Raw genomic sequence first — 17652 nt, forward strand, 5'->3', positions numbered from 1 at the left:
GAATTTTCTAATAATAACAATGAAATTTAACAACGCTTAACATAAAAGAAAGGAAAACGTCAGTCGTTTTCCTTTTTTGTCCTATTTATATCAACATATTATCTAAATACCGGATAATTTCATCGGGTTTACCGGATACTTTTTGATCCCGTTCTTGGTCCTTCACAAGTTTTTCTTTTGCTTTCCTTAATACATCTTCCTCTATTGCTTTCGGAATTACTACAACTCCATCCGCATCTCCTACGATGATATCCCCAGGACATATAGAGGTTCCACCGCAAGAAATCGGCACGTTTACTTCACCCCAACCACCTTTAGCGCTTGAGGCTACCGTTGTTCCTTTACAAAAAACAGGAAAGTTAAGTTTTTTCACCCCTATGATGTCCCGGATCACCCCATCGGTTACGACCCCTTTAATGCCTAATGTTTGCGCAAGTCCAAGGATAAAATCTCCTGCGATGGTTCGATAGGTATCTCCTTTGGCATCCACTACAAGAATATCGCCCGGCTTGGCTTCACGAATGCCACGTAAAACGCATTGATTATCCCCAACCGGCATTTTTACGGTATAGGCCCGCCCTGCCATTCTGTATTCCTCTTTTAACGGTTTAATGAGTGGATCCATATTATTTAGACCTTGCATAATATCTGAAATACACGTAGTTGGAATCTCTTGAAACGCCGAAACAGTCTTGCTCATTTTTATCCTCCTTTAAGATTATGGCTGTGTTAAAGGATTGTTGAGTAAACAGAAACACAGCCAAGGCAATTATAAAATGTACTTCCATTCTACAAAAAACATTCGACTTTATATAATAGTTAAAAAAAATAGATAATTATTACTTATTTGATTGGAAAACCTAATAGGAAAGTAAATTAATTTGATACAAAAAATCTCTGCCTTTGCAATCGATATATCCGCTCAATTGGGATCGTCTCTGGCATTAGAGGACAAACAGAACCTTCCATTTAGGTTCTTGTTATAATGATCACTATCTCAAAACACCATGGGAGGAGAACAAATGAATTACATTAATAACATGCTATTAGATTTAGAAATGACTCCTTCGATAGCGAGATATCTTTCAATCGTCATTATGATATTTTTTATCGCGACTCTCTGTATTATTGCGAATTTTATCACGAGAAAGGTCGTATACAGAGTGGTCACTCGTATTGTGGCCACTACCCAAAATACCTGGGATGATATGCTGTTGGAAAGAAGGGTTTTTCAAAAGCTGTCTCATATTGTTCCGGCACTAATTATTTATTATTTTGCAGCTACCTTTCCGGGAAAACGGCATTTAATCGAAAAGGGTGCTGTTGCCTATTTAATCATTATGGGATTAATTGTTATAACAACGATATTAAATGCCATTAATGATATTTATAAAACCTTTGAAATTTCTAAGATCCGGCCAATTAAAGGGTATATCCAGGTCATCAATATTATTGTCATAACCATTGGAATCATTTTGCTTATTGCACATCTTATTGGCAAGAGTCCTTTAATTTTTCTAAGTGGAATTGGTGCTCTTTCTGCTGTCCTTTTGTTGGTTTTTAGAGATTCATTATTGGGGCTGGTTGCCGGGATTCAGTTGGCAGCCAATGATATGGTCCGGGTAGGTGATTGGATTGAAATGTCTAAATATGGTGCGGACGGGGACATTATTGATATCTCGTTAAATACGGTGAAGGTGCAAAATTGGGATAAAACGGTTTCGATGATTCCAAGCTATGCCTTGATATCCGATTCTTTTATCAATTGGAGAGGGATGCAGAACTCTGGAGGACGCCGGATTAAGCGGTCATTATTCATTGATACATCAAGTATTTCCTTTTGTACCGAAGAGATGATTGAAAAATTTAAAAATATTCACTACCTCACTGAACATATTATCAATCGGGAACGTGAAATTGCAGAGTTCAATGCTAGGCATGAAATTAACCGGAGCAATCCGGTGAATGGAAGGGCACTTACGAATATCGGAGTGTTTAGAGCTTATATTAGCAATTATCTTCAACATCATCCTGGTATTAATCTAGAAATGACGCTAATGGTCAGACAGTTAGCACCCACCGAACACGGGCTGCCATTAGAAATCTATGCATTTTCAAATGATACAAAGTGGGCAGTGTACGAAACGGTACAGGCGGATATTTTTGACCATCTTTTTGCCGTTGCAAAGCAATTTGGACTTTGTATATTCCAAAACCCATCGGGGAATGATTTGAAAGCTATGGCGGCTGATTTACATAAGGGTGGATTCGTAAGAGAAAGGGACCAATCATGAATCAATTACCAGGAGAATTGAAAAGAAATAAGGAAAAGCCAAATTTTACTGTAGCTCAAGTAAAATTTGGCCTTTCTGATGGATAAATATAGATTATTTATTTGCCTTCATCATGCAACAAGTTTTAATCCAATAGCTGCACCTAAAACCATTGCGATGAAAACCAGCCTTTTCCAGTCCTTTGATTCTCCATATAAAAGCATTCCCAATATCGCCCCACCAGATGCACCAATTCCCGTCCAAATTGCATAAGCTGTACCCATAGGGAGTGTTTCCATTGCATAAGATAGAAATAGGAAGCTTGCTCCAAATCCAAGAAACAATAGAACGAGGGATTTCCAATTACGATCTTTATGAAGTTTATTTATCATAACAACTCCGAACATTTCAAATAACCCTGCTAATACTAAAGAAATCCACGCCATTAGGAATCAGCTCCTTCCTGAACGTTATCATTTGTGACTAATTTCAAGCCAATTACACCTGCTAGTAACAATAAAATTAAAAGTATTTTACTTATTTTGAATGGTTCACCAAAGAATAGTATTTCAGAAATAACAGTGCCTGCTGTGCCTAACCCCACAAAAACTGCATATACCGTTCCCACGGGAAGTTTTCTGCCTGCCATAATCATTCCATAGAAGCTGATAATGATGGCTATAACTGTCCCAGCCCACGTCCAAAAGTCATCTGCGTGTTTCAATCCAATAACCCAAAATACTTCAAATAGAGCAGCAACAAATACTTTAATCCAATCTGTGTTCATATAATGACACCTCCAATTTTATTCTTACCTAACATTAAAAAAAGCCTGGGAGAAACTGTTTAACAGTTATCTCCCAGGCTTTTATCCCTCCGTGACACAGCAAAGCTGTGAGTTTTCTCTCGGACCAGCCCAACCGATCGTTGCGGAACCCTAGAAAACATTTTCGTTATGCAATTAACTTTTAGTTTACATACATTTAAAATTTAATCAAGATGAAAGTTATGGATATTTTGAAGAGTAAGTTCTTAAGGTTTAAAAGTGGTGTGATGGCAAGCTTATTCTTCTGCCATGGAAGGAATGAACTTTAATTTACATTTAGTCCTTCACGAAAAGGTGTAATTCTGCCATCGGAATTGTCCCTTATTGGTGGATAAAAAGTTACCGCCTTTAGGACCATTTGACCGTTTATTGCTAATAATGATATTTCCTGTGAAATCGGGGAAAATAGGATGGATTATGAAACTTCGGAGGTTGTAATGCCGGAATATGTTGAAGTAGCACTTCGGGCTACCTTATCCTTTATCGTATTATTTACTCTCGCAAGAATACTAGGTAAAAAGCAGATATCACAGCTGACCTTCTTTGATTACGTGGTTGGAATTGTCATTGGGGACATGGCTTCTACGTTGGCAATCGATACGAAATTAAAGATTACAAGCGGTTTAACAGGTTTAGTTGTTTACACACTTTTTTCAGTGATTCTTGCATATGGTGCGATTAAATCCTTTAAGTTTAGAGATTTGGTCGAGAGCAGCCCCTCCATCCTTGTTAAGAATGGCAAGATTATGGAGAAAAACCTTTTAATACATAAGATGACCTATGATGATTTATTGACTGGCTTAAGGGGAAAAAGTGCATTTAATCTTGATGAGGTTGAAATGGCTATTTTGGAGACAAACGGACAAATCAGTGTCATGAAGAAACCTGAGTTTCAGTCACTAACAGCAAATGATATCGGCCTGACGGTAGAAGAGGATCATGCCCCTTCCTTAATTATTATAGATGGAGTCCTGTTACCAAAACGGCTGCATTATTTAGGCTATACCGAGGAATGGCTTCTCAGTGAGATTAAGCAGCAGGGTGCCACTAAATTTGAAGATGTCTTTTTGGCACAGATTAATTCTGATGAAAGTGTATACGTTGATTTATATAAAGATGATGAAAGATCGCAACAGGAAAAGCGTAAGCCAAACATTGCGGCAAAGCTGAGAACCATGCAAGGTGAAATTGAACGTATTGCTTATCAAACGAAAGATAAGAATGCTAAGAAGATGTATTTTAAGCAATCCAAAGAATTAGAAGATATGATAAAAAAAATCAATCCATATCTTAAAGAAAGCTAAGTACGGAGTACAAAAAAAGGAATAAATAAATTTGTGGAAAATTGACCTTAAATTAGCAAGGCCATAAATGAAAAAGGTTCGTCTTGGTTATCAAGACGAACCTATTTTTAAGTTACAATTCCTTATTTGTCTTTTGACTATAATTTTTGAGTGTCATCATCGCTTCTATACTCTAAAATATCTCCTGGCTGACAATCTAATGCTTTACAAATTGCCTCTAATGTTGATAATCGAATCGCCTTTGCCTTTCCATTTTTCAAGATCGAAAGATTCGCCATCGTTATTCCAACTCGCTCAGAAAGTTCTGTTACGCTCATTTTCCTTTTAGCCATCATCACGTCAATATTAATTATAATTGCCATTTTATTCACCTCAGACCGTCAAGTCATTTTCTGATTTAATATCAATTGCCTCTTTTAATAGCCTTTGAAGAACAGCAGCAAAGACTGCGATGACCATGGAAGCAAAGATAGGGACCATTCCAATGATGATGAGACCTGGTGCATCGTCTAGCTCTGCTACAAGATAAACAAATGGCAGAATAACCACATACAGACCACTAATTGTGATTGCTGCAATCTTGATATTCTTTAGAGCCTTAACAGACAATTCAGAGAAAGCTTGGCTCTTGTCAATATAGCCCAAAAGTTTAAAAGCCTGATACAATGCAGCAAAAAACGGTATCACGGATAGATACATCCCGATTACAATTGGATATAATATATGAGAATAATCTGGATTTGCTGGATTCTTAGCTAACCAAGTCAATCCAAATATTCCTAATGCAAGAACTGGAGTTCCAATAAGAAAAACTGCCATCCTTAAAAATAATGTTGACCCTCGTTTCATAAAAAGCACCTCACCTATTTATTGTCTATTTGAATTTACCACAATATTTATTGTTTATCAATAAATTTTTATTAAATTTAATGATGTTTTTGTTGTTATAAAAGATTAATTTCCTTTTCTATTTTACCCCAATCATGTTTAAACCATAATTTGGCTAAATGAAGCGAATCCATTTTGTTTTTTTTTCTAATATGATGTCTATTAATTGGAAAAACTTTCTATCAAGATCTCTTATTTAGTCACTACTAGGGATGGTTTTTTCATGAAAAATAGAAGGAACTTAGAAAATGAGCCTAATTCTTCGTTCAACCTATATTTTGTCAGGAATAGTTTGTTAAACTAATCTAGTACATTACCATGTAAATAAAGAAAGAATAAGGTGTTACCATGAAAATTTTATTAGTAGAAGATGATAAGACGATCGCTTCTGGCCTGGATTATTCGCTGAAACAAGATGGGTATGAGACGATTGTTTGTCATAATGCAGAGGATGCCAAACGGGTAATCGTTGATAATTTGGAATCTGTGAAATTGTGTTTATTTGATTTATCTTTACCGGACGGCAGTGGTTATGAATTATGCGAATTGGTCAAGAAGCAAAGTGATAAACCTGTTATTTTTCTAACGGCACTTGATGATGAAGTGAATGTGGTAATGGGGCTGGATATGGGGGCGGATGATTATATTACCAAGCCGTTTCGTTTACGTGAGCTTCTCTCTCGCATTAAATCCGTACTGCGTCGTTATCACAAGCAACAAACAACCCAGCCTAAGAACGTGATTGATATCGAAAATATCCGGATTAACGTGCTAGAAGGAAAGGTTTACAAAAATGGGGAGGAAGTGCTGCTTACCTCATTAGAATATCGGCTATTCTTAATTTTTGCTAATCATATTGGGCAAGTCCTTACGCGCACCCAGTTACTGGATCGTATATGGGATGTTGCGGGAGACTTTGTGAATGACAACACATTAACAGTTTACATTAAAAGATTACGAGAAAAGCTTGAAGACGAGCCGCAAAATCCAAAAATCATTAAGACCATTCGCGGTATGGGCTATAAGGTTGGTGACTAATATGCTGCGAAACCGAGAAATTCAGCTTTACATGCTTGTGTTCATCGCCATAACACTCACTGCAATAGTTGCTGCGATTGTCCTATTTTCTGCTCACGTTGCTCTATTTGTTTTTGTAACGGCTGCCATACTCATTCTATGCAGCTTGCTTTTTACCAAATGGAGATACAACGAAATCGCTAAGCTTTCAGGCTATTTACGGAGAATCACGAGCGGGGATTATAGCCTGGATTTGCGCGATAACCATGAAGGTGAACTAAGCATTTTAAAAAGTGATATCTATAAAGTTACATTAAAGCTGTCAGAGCATAGCTCTCTATTACAGCAGGATAAAGTAAAACTGACAAATGCTATCTCGGATATCTCCCATCAACTAAAGACACCTCTCACGTCGATGATGGTTATGGCAGATTTATTAGGAGATACCAAGTTAGAAGATTCAAAGCGGGTTGAATTTACTGAAAACATCCGTGTTCAATTAGAGCGAATTGAGTGGCTAGTGTCGTCACTATTGAAGCTTTCGAAAATGGATGCGGGTACAGTTCCATTTAAAAAGGATACCGTTTATGTTGCTGAATTGGTGGAGCGGGCGATTCAGCCTGTTCTCGTGCCGATGGATGTTAAGCAGCTAACTCTCCATATTACAGGTGATAAAGAAGTTTCCTTTATTGGCGATTTTAACTGGAGTACAGAAGCTCTTATCAATATTTTTAAAAACTGTGTAGAGCATACCGAGGACAGTGGCGAGATTTCGATTTCCTTTTCAGAAAATACCTTGTTTACACAAATCATCATTTCTGATAATGGAAAGGGGATACCGAAAGAAGATTTACCTTATATTTTTAAGCGCTTTTACAAAGGGAAAAATGCAGGGGAAGAAAGTATTGGAATTGGCCTTGCAATGGCCTATAGCATCATCAAAAGTCAACAAGGAGACTTTGAAGTAAGAAGCGAGATTAGCAAAGGAACACAGTTTTTTATTAAATTTTATAAAAGGGTGATATAACCCAAAGTGAATAAATTGTCACTTTAGAGTCACTGAATAGTCATACTAGGCAGATATACTGAACGCAACAACGAACAATTGGAGGTTACCCATGGATATATTACAAATTGAAAATCTGTCTAAGGTATATGGCAAAGGTGAAACGGCGGTTAAGGCCCTTGATAATGTCTCGTTTTCAGTGAAAAAAGGAGAATTCGTCGCGATTATCGGTCCATCAGGCTCAGGGAAGTCAACTTTGTTGCACCTGCTAGGCGGCGTAGACCGCCCGTCTAGCGGGAAGGTACGAATCGATAACACCGACATTTATGACCTGAATGAAACACAATTGGCGATTTTTAGAAGGCGGCAGATCGGATTGATCTATCAATTCTATAACCTAATTCCGATTTTAACGGTAGAAGAAAATATAACCTTGCCAATGCTGTTAGATGAACACAAGGTGGACCCGAAGCAGCTCGCAGATGTGGTGAAGATTCTTGGCCTCGAAAACCGATTGAATCATTTGCCAAACCAACTTTCAGGCGGTCAGCAGCAGAGGGTATCGATTGGACGAGCGCTTATTAGTCATCCAGCAATCATGCTCGCTGATGAGCCGACCGGTAACTTGGATAGCAAGAACAGCAGCGAAATCATTGAATTACTAAAAATGTTTAATAAAACCTATCAACAAACCTTGCTTGTGATTACACACGATGAGCGGATTGCTCTTCAAGCCGACCGTGTGATTTCCATTGAAGATGGAAGGATTGCCAAGGATGAGGTGATTCGGCCGTGAACATCATCAACAAATTAACGATCCGTCATCTGAAGGCAAACAAACGAAGAACACTGGTTACCATCATTGGTGTCATCATTTCGGTTGCGATGATCACCGCAGTGGCGACGCTTGGCGTATCATTTTTGAACTTAATGATTCGGCAGGAAATCGCCAATAATGGAGAATGGCATGTCAAATATAAAGACATCAATCGTCAGCAACTGAAATCGATTAAAAAAGATCGTGATACAGAAAAATTGATCCTCACAAATGACTTGGGATATGCAGCACTTGAAGGCTCTGAAAATGATAGTAAACCATTTTTGTTTTTAAAAGAATATAGTGCAGCTGGACTTAAACAATTTCCAATAGAGTTGAAAGAGGGAAGACTTCCTGCTGCTGATAATGAAGTAGTTATATCAGAGGAAATCGAGGAAACTGCTCATGTGAAGTATTCCATTGGGGATTCATTCACACTTAATATTGGAGAACGATGGTTACCTGGAGGCGATAAGCCGCTGAGTCAAACCGATCCCTTGCAAAAAGATGAAAATGGACTCATAGAAAAACTTACAATTCAAAGTACAGAAAGTTTTAAAATCGTAGGTGTCATTAAGCGGCCAAAATGGGAACCGACGTGGTCACCCGGATATACGGTTATTGAGTTTATTGACGAGAACTCCCTGAGCGCAAGTGATACTTTTGATGCAGTCGTGGTGGTAAAAAAGGTAAGGGGATCTTTATATCAAGATTCAAAAGCACTTGCCAGCCAGAGTGGAATCAAAACCATTCAATACAATAATGAATTACTGCGCTATTACGGAGTCACGAATAATGATAACCTGCGAATGACTTTGTTTTCTTTAGCAGCAATCATTATGGGAGTTATTATTGTTGGATCCGTTGCGTTAATTTATAATGCCTTCGCCATCAGTGTATCGGAAAGGGCAAGGCATTTAGGGATGTTATCAAGTGTAGGAGCGACTAAAAAGCAAAAGCGTAACTCTGTCTTTTTTGAAGGTGCTGTAATTGGAGCCATCAGCATACCATTCGGGATGATCTCGGGATTGGTTGGAATTGGTGTTACCTTTAGCTTTATTAACTCATTTATTGAAGGTGCACTTGGAGGGACTGAAAAATTAAAGCTGATCATTACTCCCGCTTCTCTACTTGTGGCGTGTGTGATCTCAATTGCTACTATTTTCATTTCAACGTATTTACCTGCACGAAAAGCTTCGAAGGTAACTGCGATTGATGCCATTCGACAAAGTGATGATATTAAATTATCGGGTAAAGCGGTTAAAACCTCCAAATTGGTTCGCAAGCTTTTTGGAATTGAAGCAGAAATTGGCTTAAAGAACCTTAAACGGAATAAAAGAAGATATCTTGCTACCGTTTTCTCCCTTGTGATCAGTATTGTCCTCTTTTTATCCGTGTCTTTTTTTACCGAAAGCCTTAAAAAGTCAATAGAGCTTTCTCTGGAGGACATTGCCTATGATATTCACGTGGATGGAGGACAAATGGAGAAAGAGGATTTGCAGCCGTTTACCAAGCTTGACTATGTGACAGCTTCGAGTATGGTACAAGAGCTCCATTTTTTAAATACATGGGTAGAGGAGAAACAGCTTCCTAATGAATTACAAAAACAAGTAGAGCAGGAACCTTCTATCCTAGAGGATGGGAAATATCCTTATTCCGTTAGTTTATATGGTTTAGATAAGAAAAGTTTCGAGAATTTTGCTGTCAAGTTGGGAGTAGATCACAAGAAGTTAGAAAATAGAGATTTGCCTGCAGCCATTCTTGTTGATCGGATTACTTACCAGGATTATGAGTCTGGAAAATTTATTGAAACGAAATCTATCGATACAAAGATAGGTGCTGTTCTAGATCTATATAGGATTGTAGATGAGAATGGCAAGAAAGAGATTATTAGTCAGGTAGAAGTGGGTGCCTTAACTGCCGAAGTTCCAATTGGGGTTCACACATCTGGTCCTGGTGCAATCGATATCATTGTTTCCGAGGAAGGTTGGAATGCGCTCTTGGCTGGTATGGACCAGAAAATAGGCGAAGTCGGAACTTATTTGTACTTGAACAGCTCCGACCCTATGGCCACTCAGGCGGAGCTCGATCAGGTGAAACCATCGAACTTGTATGTATACAATGTCTATCAATCTCGTCAAGAACAAGAACAACAAGTCATGTTCATGTCCGTGTTTACGTATGGGTTCATTGTATTAATTTCACTAGTTTCAATAGCCAATATCTTTAATACGATTTCAACCAGTATCTCCCTAAGGAAACGTGAATTTGCGATGCTCCGCTCCATCGGGATGACACCCAATGGTTTTAATAAAATGATCAACTATGAGAGCATTTTTTACGGGGTAAAGGCATTACTGTACGGACTGCCTATAAGCTTTGTTGTTATAGGTTTGATTTTCTGGTCTATGCGCCATACCTTTGAATATGGATTCGCCTTTCCATGGGTAAGTGCTGGCATTGTGATTATCATGATTTTCATTATTGTTGGTTTAGCTATGCTTTACTCCATTCAGAAAATTAAAAAGGAAAATATTATTGATGAATTGAAGCAAGAAAGTATTTGATTTTACTAAGCCAAAAACATTAGAAATGACGTGTGAATGTCACATGTCATTTCTATTTTACGGGTTGAACACATTTTGTGCCGGTTTTAAGAAATTATTGTAAAAATTATCCGTTTTACCGGTACTTTACTCACAAAACACGAACGTTATATAGTTAATTTAAATTAATGTTCACCTTTTAGTTGTAAATCTATTATGAATTTGTTATATTAGCAAAGTATTAATCTTAAATATCATTACTCGTATATACTCAGTAATACGGTCTGAGTGTTTCTACCTGGTTCCCAATATAAGAACTAGACTACGAGTTAAAGTATTCGGTCGTATGATTTCAAGCTGCAGCCGCTTATGATTTAGCAATAAATTTTTGCTCAATTATTTATACTTTGACTTTCGTAGGTCTAGAAGACAGGAATGATCCTGAATTTCTAGACTTTTTTCTTTTGGAACCACTTGCGAGTAAACAAACAACAAGAAAAAGGGGATAGATTATTTATGAAAAACAAAATGTTTAAAAAGATCGCTTCAGTCGCTGCTATTTCCGGCATGTTCGTGATGCTTGCAGGATGTAACTCATCTTTACTTAAAGAAACAGAAGTAGAAGGTGCTCAGAGACCGATCATCATTCAAGGTCCAATGCCTATCGAAGCTGAATATTTTGCCGGAAAATTAGAAAAAGTAAAAGTGGAAAAATCAGGGAAATTTGTTTTCTATAAAGGTAAGCTTAACAATTACCCTGTTATTGTGACTAAAACAGGCAAGGGAATGGAAAATGCAGCTGCTGCAACAGCATTGGCGATTGAAAAATATGATCCTATCGCCATCATCAACCAAGGTACATCTGGCGGGCATAATCCAGAGCTAAATGTATTTGACATTGTGTTAGGAGAAAGAACGACAAACATTGGTTCATTAAAAACAACACATATGGATGAAGGCCAAGGAATGGATCCTGCTTCATGGATTCCGATGGACTTAATGGCTTCGGAAGGAAGCGGATCAGACGATAGTGCGAATCAAGTCCGATACTACTACGGCGATAAGGATTTACTTACAGCTGCAAATGCAGTAAAAGACACATACACGAAGGGGAAGGTTGTCGAAGGTACCATTGGTTCTGCAGACTTTTGGAATAGTGAAGTGGATAGAATTAAATGGATTCATGAGATTTACGATACTGATGTAGAGGAAATGGAAGGTGCCTCAGTAGCTCAAATTGCTGATGCTTATGACGTAGCCTTCTTGGGTATTCGAATCTTATCGAATAATAAAACAAATGGCGGTACTTACGATCCCGGAACTGCACCAGCGAATCAAGCCTATGTTTATGAAGTAGTAAAAGAGTATATTTCTATGATTAAAAACAAATAAAATATTATACAATTTTATTCATGACCTGCTTCCTTTGTTTATTGCTTCTAGGGTAACGAATAGCAGCTATTCGTTACCCTTTTTTCACTTTCCAACCAAAACAGGCACGAATACTTTCTATTCATTACCAAATTTCTTTTTCCAAGTCAAAACGGGCACGAATAGCACACCCAATACTTTCCTAATAGCAAATAAAGCCCTCTTTCGTAAGTGAAAGAGGACTTTATTTTTTTAAACCTATTTAATGAGCGTTCCTAGTTAGTTATTTGCACCATAGCTAATTAAGTTTGTAAAGATTCGATATCCGCCCGGAACTTGTGCGTTGATTTGGCGGTAGAATACTAGGTTGGTGTAGAGGAATGTTCCTTCACCGTATTCAGCCATTAGGATTCCGCTATTGAATGGGTCTTCGCCAGGGTCTGCCATGGATACAAATGTTTCATATTTTGCATCCCATGCAGTTGGGAAGTAAAGAGCTCTTTCTTGTACCCAGTTATCCCAGTCACTATCATTAATTTTATTTGGATAGTTAAACAAGGCATGTTCTGGTTGAGTGACTGTTACCTTTGCATTTTCATCCGTCACACGCACACGTATTGAAGGTGATCCGATGGTTAACGGATATGGTGGTGTGAATTTATTATTATTCCATGGATCCCCAGAAGTAACATACTGCATCACTAAATGTCCGCCATTTTTTACATAATCAAGTAATCTTGCGTTATTCTGCAATACATCTGGTCTACCAAGTGTCGATCTGATTCCAGCGACGATGGTATCATATTGTGATAGATCACCAGCAGCTAGATCATCAGGAGTAAGCTTCGAAATATCAAATCCAGCATTCAGCAAGGAATCAGCAATCGTGTCAAAGCCGCTGTCGATGTAACCAACCTTCAAATTGTCTGGCTTTAATAACTCAAATGCAACCCCATTTATGTTGGAAGGGTACATAAAGTAGGAGTCATTAATATGGTCATATTTAATTTCTTGTACGGTCGTATCAAATATTTTGCCGTCTGCTTCAGCTATCGCTCCGATTGTAAAATTACCTTCAGCAACCGAAGTAGGAGGAACTAATGTGAATGATACTTGTTTTTCTTGATTTCTTTCAGTAAAGCTGACATCTGCTGCTGCAGGTTGACTTTCCCAGCCTTTAGGAAGATTCAACAAAACGGTACCTTTCTTAGCACCATTGAAATAGTTTTTCACTTTCACCGTAACCGGTATTTCCTCTTGTACATTTGCTGTGTTAACCGTAATATTGACTGGATCCGGTGTAACACTTAATTCAGGGAGCACACTCACTGTATTATCTAGGTCAATGACAGATGTTGTTTCCACACCGTTTTCCTTAAATGTTAGTTGTGCCTTGATCACAGCGTCGCCATATGGCTGGTAATATTCTGCCTCAGAAGGGACAGTGACATTGAAGGTAACAGTCTTTGATTCACCCGGCTTCAGATGTTTTACTTGACTTACCCCTTCGTGTTTCCAATTTTCCGGAGTCAGTAACGCTGCTTCGATATGCTGGACTTTTTGCTTTCCTTCATTTGTAATCTTAACCTTTACTTGAGTTTGTTCACCTTGTGCTAATACATAGGAACCGATCTCAACATCAACAGCAAGATCGGAAGCAACGAAACTAACCTGTTGCAGCTGTTCTTCTTTTAGGGCAAGCTTATGAAGCAAGTCATTTTTAACAGCGGCATCTAGCTTAGCAGTTTTTGTACTTGAAATTAATTTTTGGACATTTCCCAAAGCCTTTTGTGATTGAGGTAAAATCGCTGCACGGTCTGGATACAGCTTAATAATGCCTTCTAATTGGTTTTGTAATGTATCCAACTGCTTGCTTACATTCGCAGCAGGAACGATATCCGCCCATGCATGGAAGTCATATGGAACCCCTGCAAAAAGGTCAGTTGAATCTGTTTCCACCGCAGATTCTATTAATTTTAGATGTGATTTTCTAGGTGCAACAGGAATATCATTTCCCATTCCTTGGCTCTTGTGAAGATATCGGGATGCTTCACCAAGCTGCGGGTAACTCATACCGTAGATTGGGTCAAAGTCCCCTATTTCAATCGAGGTGGTAGCAGTATCTTTATCAACTGGTAAATAAAACTTTTTGATCTGCCAAGGCTCTAAGCCATTTTCCAATTGTTCAGGGAAAACAGTTGGGTCGGAAGCATCTTTAAATGCTTTCTCAGATAAAATCGCCATCAATCGATGGTGTCCATGCTGGCTGTCAACATTTTCGAAAGAAGGCATTACAATATCCGGCTGATACGTTCTAATAAATTTGATCAGACGTTCGTACGTAACTTCTTCACCCCATTTTTCAAGGGTTTCATCTGGAGATTTCGAAAAACCAAAATCATAGATCGCATCTGAAGTGGTCTCACTTAAATGGTAGGCTTTTACACCATTTACCTTGGCCGCTTCAATCATTTCGTTGGAACGGATTATTCCAAGTGCATTACCTAATTCATTTCCAATCGCATTTTGTCCACCTTCGCCACGGTTGGCGATTAAGCTAGCTGTTTTCACACCTAACCCACGGGATAAATAGGCAAGTAAATCACTGCGTTCATCGTCTGGATGTGCTCCTGTGTTCAAGAAAGTAACAGTAGTATCTAGAGGTTTAACAACATTCCAAAGCTCAACATCATTTTCACTTTGTTCTTGTGCAAGACTAATCGGAGGTAGTAAGGAAGCAATTAAAAGAATGGACATCAATAGACAAAAAAGCTTTTTCAATTTTTGAAACCCCTTTCATTAGTAAGTGAAATAAACCGATTCAATTCTCCTTTCTATATATGTAATTTTAGTTAGTAAAGATAACTAACTAATTGGGAGAATATTCTTACAAGTCCGATTATAATATCTTTCGAGTTTTTGTAAATATTACCAATTTACTATCTGGTAATCAAATATTAGTTCTTTTAAATCAGGTGATAAGTACTAGATATTAGCGTTCATACAGGCTAGGGGCACTGAGTCTAGATTTATTATTCACTGATTAATCATAATTATCCGAATTTTTAAAATTTAATATTGAGAACGCTTCCATTATAAGGTATAGTGTATTTAAATTAGTTAAACTAACTAACTAACAACAAACAATATGAATTAAGGCCGTGATGTTTATGAATAAGAAACTCTCCAATGCACAAATACGGACTAATAATAAAAAGATCGTCTTACAATGTATTAAAAATCATCAACCCATATCGAGAGCAGAAATAGCAGAAAAGGTCCATTTTAGTAAACCTACTGTTTCCTTACTTGTCGATGAATTAGTAAGAGAGAACTGGGTTCATGAAAAAGGAATTGGAGAATCCTCATCACAAGGCGGGAGACGACCTATTCATCTTTATTTTAACGAAAAGGCTGCTTATGTCATAGGGGTGGATATCGGTGGCACCAAAGTAAAAACCGTTATTTCAGATCTAGGTGGAAAAATTATTTGTTCAAGCAGTTTTGCTACAAAAAAACATTTAAATTATGAATTATTGAAGCAAATTCACAAAGAAGTTCATGAGATGATCCAAAGGAATCAAATTGATAAAGGATTGATTCTCGGTATGGGAGTAGGAGTACCAGGAATTACAGAAACCAAAACAGGAGTTGTAGTAGAAGCTCCAAGCTTAAAATGGGTTCGTTATCCATTTTTGAAGGAGGCTGAACGATTTTTTCCCTTCCCTGTTTTTGTTGATAACGATGTCAATGTAGCAGTACTTGGAGAACAATGGTTAGGCAGGGCTAAAAACAAAGAAAATGTCCTGTTTATAGCCGTAGGAACAGGGATTGGCAGTGGCATTATTATTCACGATCAACTTTATCGCGGCTCCTCCCATGCAGCTGGTGAATTAGGATATATGGTTACGGATAAAAACGATATGAAAAATGAGTTTAAACCAATCTTCCATCGCTATGGTTATCTTGAAAGTGTTGCAGGCGGTAAAGCAATTGGGAGAAAATTTACCTTGCTTGTCCAGCAGAATAAGAATCATCCTTTATATAAAGAAGCGGCTGAAACGGAGCTGACTGGTGAGCAAGCGTTCACACTCGCAAAAACGGGAGATCCTTTCGCACTTTCGGTTGTAGAAGAAGCCATTGAGCATTTAGCTTATGGCATCATTAATTCGGCTACTCTGCTAAATCCAGAGGTTGTTATTCTAGATGGTGGAGTGATGCAATCCGCTGATTTCATTCTTCCAAGATTGAAAGGGATTGTTCATCACTACCTGCCAAGCTCGGTTGAAATAGCTCAATCCCAGCTAGGAGAAAATGCAGGAGTTTTGGGAGCAGTTTCTTTGTTCCTTCGGGAATACGACAGTATTTTAAAATAGATTGTTTCCTACTTTGGTTCTTAGCAGGTATTTTAGCCTGCTTTAAGAATAAATAAAATTATTATAGGGGGAGAAGGATGTTTAAGAAAAAAAGTTTATTGGCGCTCTTAATAGCTGTTCTAATGCTTTTCGTCGCAGCCTGTTCGAGCAGTTCCTCAAATGGGGATACTCCAGCAAAAGATGATGAAGAAGGAAAAACAGAAGAAAAAGCTGAAGCTAGTGGCAACTTAGTTGTTTATACTGCCCGGGACCAAACAATTGTCGACAAAGTGGTTGAAATGTTTAATGAAAAATACCCTGATGTTCAAGTTGATGTGCTAACCATGGGAGCACAGCAGGTACTTGAACGTGTTCGTGGGGAAAAGGCCAATCCTCAAGCTGACTTTTGGTGGGGTGGTACACAGTCTGCTTTTATGACTGCAGCGAACGAAGATTTATTAGAGCCGTTTAAACCAAGCTTCGATGCAAGTATTTTACCTGAACATAAGGATGCCCAAGGCCTGTGGTATGGTGAAATGCTGCTGCCAGAAGTAATTATGTACAACTCTGACATGCTTAAGAAGAACGAAGCCCCACAAGACTGGGATGACCTGCTAGATTCGAAGTGGAAGGATCAAATCATTATTCGTGGTGTTTTAGCATCGGGAACAATGAGAACGATTTACTCTGCGATGATTCATGAACAAGGTGCAGATACTCCTGAAAAAGGTTATGAGTGGCTTAAAAAGCTCGATTCCAATACAAAAGAATATGCACAAGATCCAACAAACCTATACTTAAAGCTAGCTCGTCAGGAAGGTTCGATTTCACTTTGGAATCTTCAAGATATTCTGATCCAAAAAAATCAGCACAACCAACCATTTGATTATGTGTATCCAGAAAGTGGAGCACCAATTTTAGTTGATGCGGTCGGACTTGTAAAAGATGCGAAGAATCTAGACAATGCAAAATTATTCTATGAGTTCTTGTTTGATCCAGCAACTCGAACTACATTAGCTGAAGATTTATACCAAATACCAACTCGTACAGATATCGACAAGGACACTATGCCTGATTGGTATAAAGAGCTTGACCTGAAGTCACTAGACCTTGATTGGGAAGTAATGGCTGAAAAAGAAGCTGAGTGGATGCAGCATTGGGATGAAAATATAAAAGGTAAAAATTAATAGTTTGGTATAAAAGGGGTGAAGGAGTTTTTCACCCTCTTTTACAAGGTAAGCAGGCAATA

Annotated in this window: 15 protein-coding genes and 2 riboswitches; of the genes, 9 read left to right on the forward strand and 6 right to left on the reverse strand. The window is 38.1% G+C overall.

The genetic code is table 11. The features are described from left to right. Positions 1-85 precede the first annotated feature (85 nt). Complete coding sequence (locus tag V7108_RS09490; protein ID WP_335568018.1) at positions 86-700, reverse strand: RraA family protein; 615 nt, start codon at positions 698-700, stop codon at positions 86-88. A gap of 322 nt (positions 701-1022) precedes the next feature. Here V7108_RS09490 and V7108_RS09495 point away from each other — a divergent pair, with 322 nt between their 5' ends. After that, positions 1023-2294, forward strand: coding sequence for a mechanosensitive ion channel family protein (locus tag V7108_RS09495; RefSeq protein WP_335568019.1), 1272 nt, complete (start codon positions 1023-1025; stop codon positions 2292-2294). A 110-nt stretch (positions 2295-2404) separates the two neighbouring features. Here V7108_RS09495 and V7108_RS09500 read toward each other — a convergent pair whose 3' ends face one another. Then, positions 2405-2719 (reverse strand): DMT family transporter, encoded by a 315-nt coding sequence (locus V7108_RS09500; RefSeq protein ID WP_335568020.1) that lies wholly within the window; start codon positions 2717-2719, stop codon positions 2405-2407. Then, entirely contained in the window at positions 2719-3060 is a 342-nt protein-coding gene (locus tag V7108_RS09505; protein ID WP_335568021.1) for a DMT family transporter, read from the reverse strand. Before V7108_RS09505 ends, V7108_RS09500 begins: the two co-directional genes overlap by 1 nt. A 68-nt stretch (positions 3061-3128) precedes the next feature. Next, positions 3129-3225: riboswitch (guanidine-I (ykkC/yxkD leader) on the reverse strand. 284 nt (positions 3226-3509) lie between these two features. Between V7108_RS09505 and V7108_RS09510 the strand changes: the two genes are divergently transcribed. Further along, positions 3510-4403: a DUF421 domain-containing protein gene (locus V7108_RS09510; protein ID WP_335568022.1), complete on the forward strand. Its 894-nt coding sequence runs from the start codon at positions 3510-3512 to the stop codon at positions 4401-4403. 137 nt (positions 4404-4540) lie between these two features. Here the strand turns inward: V7108_RS09510 and V7108_RS09515 are convergent, their stop codons facing one another. Next, complete coding sequence (locus tag V7108_RS09515; protein ID WP_335568023.1) at positions 4541-4765, reverse strand: helix-turn-helix domain-containing protein; 225 nt, start codon at positions 4763-4765, stop codon at positions 4541-4543. Between the two features lie 10 nt (positions 4766-4775). Beyond that, the gene (locus V7108_RS09520) at positions 4776-5252 is read right to left on the reverse strand and encodes a DUF2975 domain-containing protein (protein ID WP_335568024.1); all 477 of its coding nucleotides are present in this window, start codon (positions 5250-5252) and stop codon (positions 4776-4778) included. A gap of 387 nt (positions 5253-5639) precedes the next feature. On the opposite strand from V7108_RS09520, the gene V7108_RS09525 reads away from it, so the two are divergent. The 5 genes from V7108_RS09525 to V7108_RS09545 all read left to right on the forward strand — a co-directional run bounded on the left by V7108_RS09525 (position 5640) and on the right by V7108_RS09545 (position 12069). Further along, on the forward strand, positions 5640-6329 hold the full coding sequence (locus V7108_RS09525) for a response regulator transcription factor (RefSeq protein WP_335568025.1): 690 nt from the start codon (positions 5640-5642) through the stop codon (positions 6327-6329). A gap of 1 nt (position 6330) precedes the next feature. After that, a complete protein-coding gene (locus tag V7108_RS09530) occupies positions 6331-7335 on the forward strand; it encodes a sensor histidine kinase (RefSeq protein WP_335568026.1) in 1005 nt (334 codons plus the stop codon). 91 nt (positions 7336-7426) lie between these two features. Then, complete coding sequence (locus tag V7108_RS09535) at positions 7427-8110, forward strand: ABC transporter ATP-binding protein (RefSeq protein ID WP_335568027.1); 684 nt, start codon at positions 7427-7429, stop codon at positions 8108-8110. Further along, entirely contained in the window at positions 8107-10698 is a 2592-nt protein-coding gene (locus V7108_RS09540) for an FtsX-like permease family protein (protein ID WP_335568028.1), read from the forward strand. Before V7108_RS09535 ends, V7108_RS09540 begins: the two co-directional genes overlap by 4 nt. 220 nt (positions 10699-10918) lie before the next feature. Continuing rightward, a riboswitch (purine riboswitch) is annotated at positions 10919-11022 on the forward strand. Between the two features lie 171 nt (positions 11023-11193). Next, entirely contained in the window at positions 11194-12069 is an 876-nt protein-coding gene (locus V7108_RS09545) for a 5'-methylthioadenosine/S-adenosylhomocysteine nucleosidase (RefSeq protein WP_335568029.1), read from the forward strand. Between the two features lie 258 nt (positions 12070-12327). On the opposite strand, the gene V7108_RS09550 is transcribed toward V7108_RS09545, so the two are convergent. Continuing rightward, positions 12328-14829, reverse strand: a complete 2502-nt coding sequence (locus V7108_RS09550) for an NEW3 domain-containing protein (protein WP_335568030.1) — start codon at positions 14827-14829, stop codon at positions 12328-12330. A gap of 389 nt (positions 14830-15218) precedes the next feature. Here V7108_RS09550 and V7108_RS09555 point away from each other — a divergent pair, with 389 nt between their 5' ends. Together V7108_RS09555 and V7108_RS09560 are read left to right on the forward strand one after the other, a co-directional pair. Beyond that, positions 15219-16424, forward strand: coding sequence for an ROK family transcriptional regulator (locus tag V7108_RS09555; RefSeq protein WP_335568031.1), 1206 nt, complete (start codon positions 15219-15221; stop codon positions 16422-16424). A gap of 77 nt (positions 16425-16501) precedes the next feature. Next, on the forward strand, positions 16502-17590 hold the full coding sequence (locus V7108_RS09560; RefSeq protein WP_335568032.1) for an extracellular solute-binding protein: 1089 nt from the start codon (positions 16502-16504) through the stop codon (positions 17588-17590). The last annotated feature ends 62 nt before the right edge of the window (positions 17591-17652 follow it).

The organism is Neobacillus vireti (assembly GCF_036962345.1).
In the GTDB taxonomy this organism is placed as follows: Bacteria; Bacillota; Bacilli; order Bacillales; family Cytobacillaceae; genus Neobacillus; species Neobacillus vireti_A.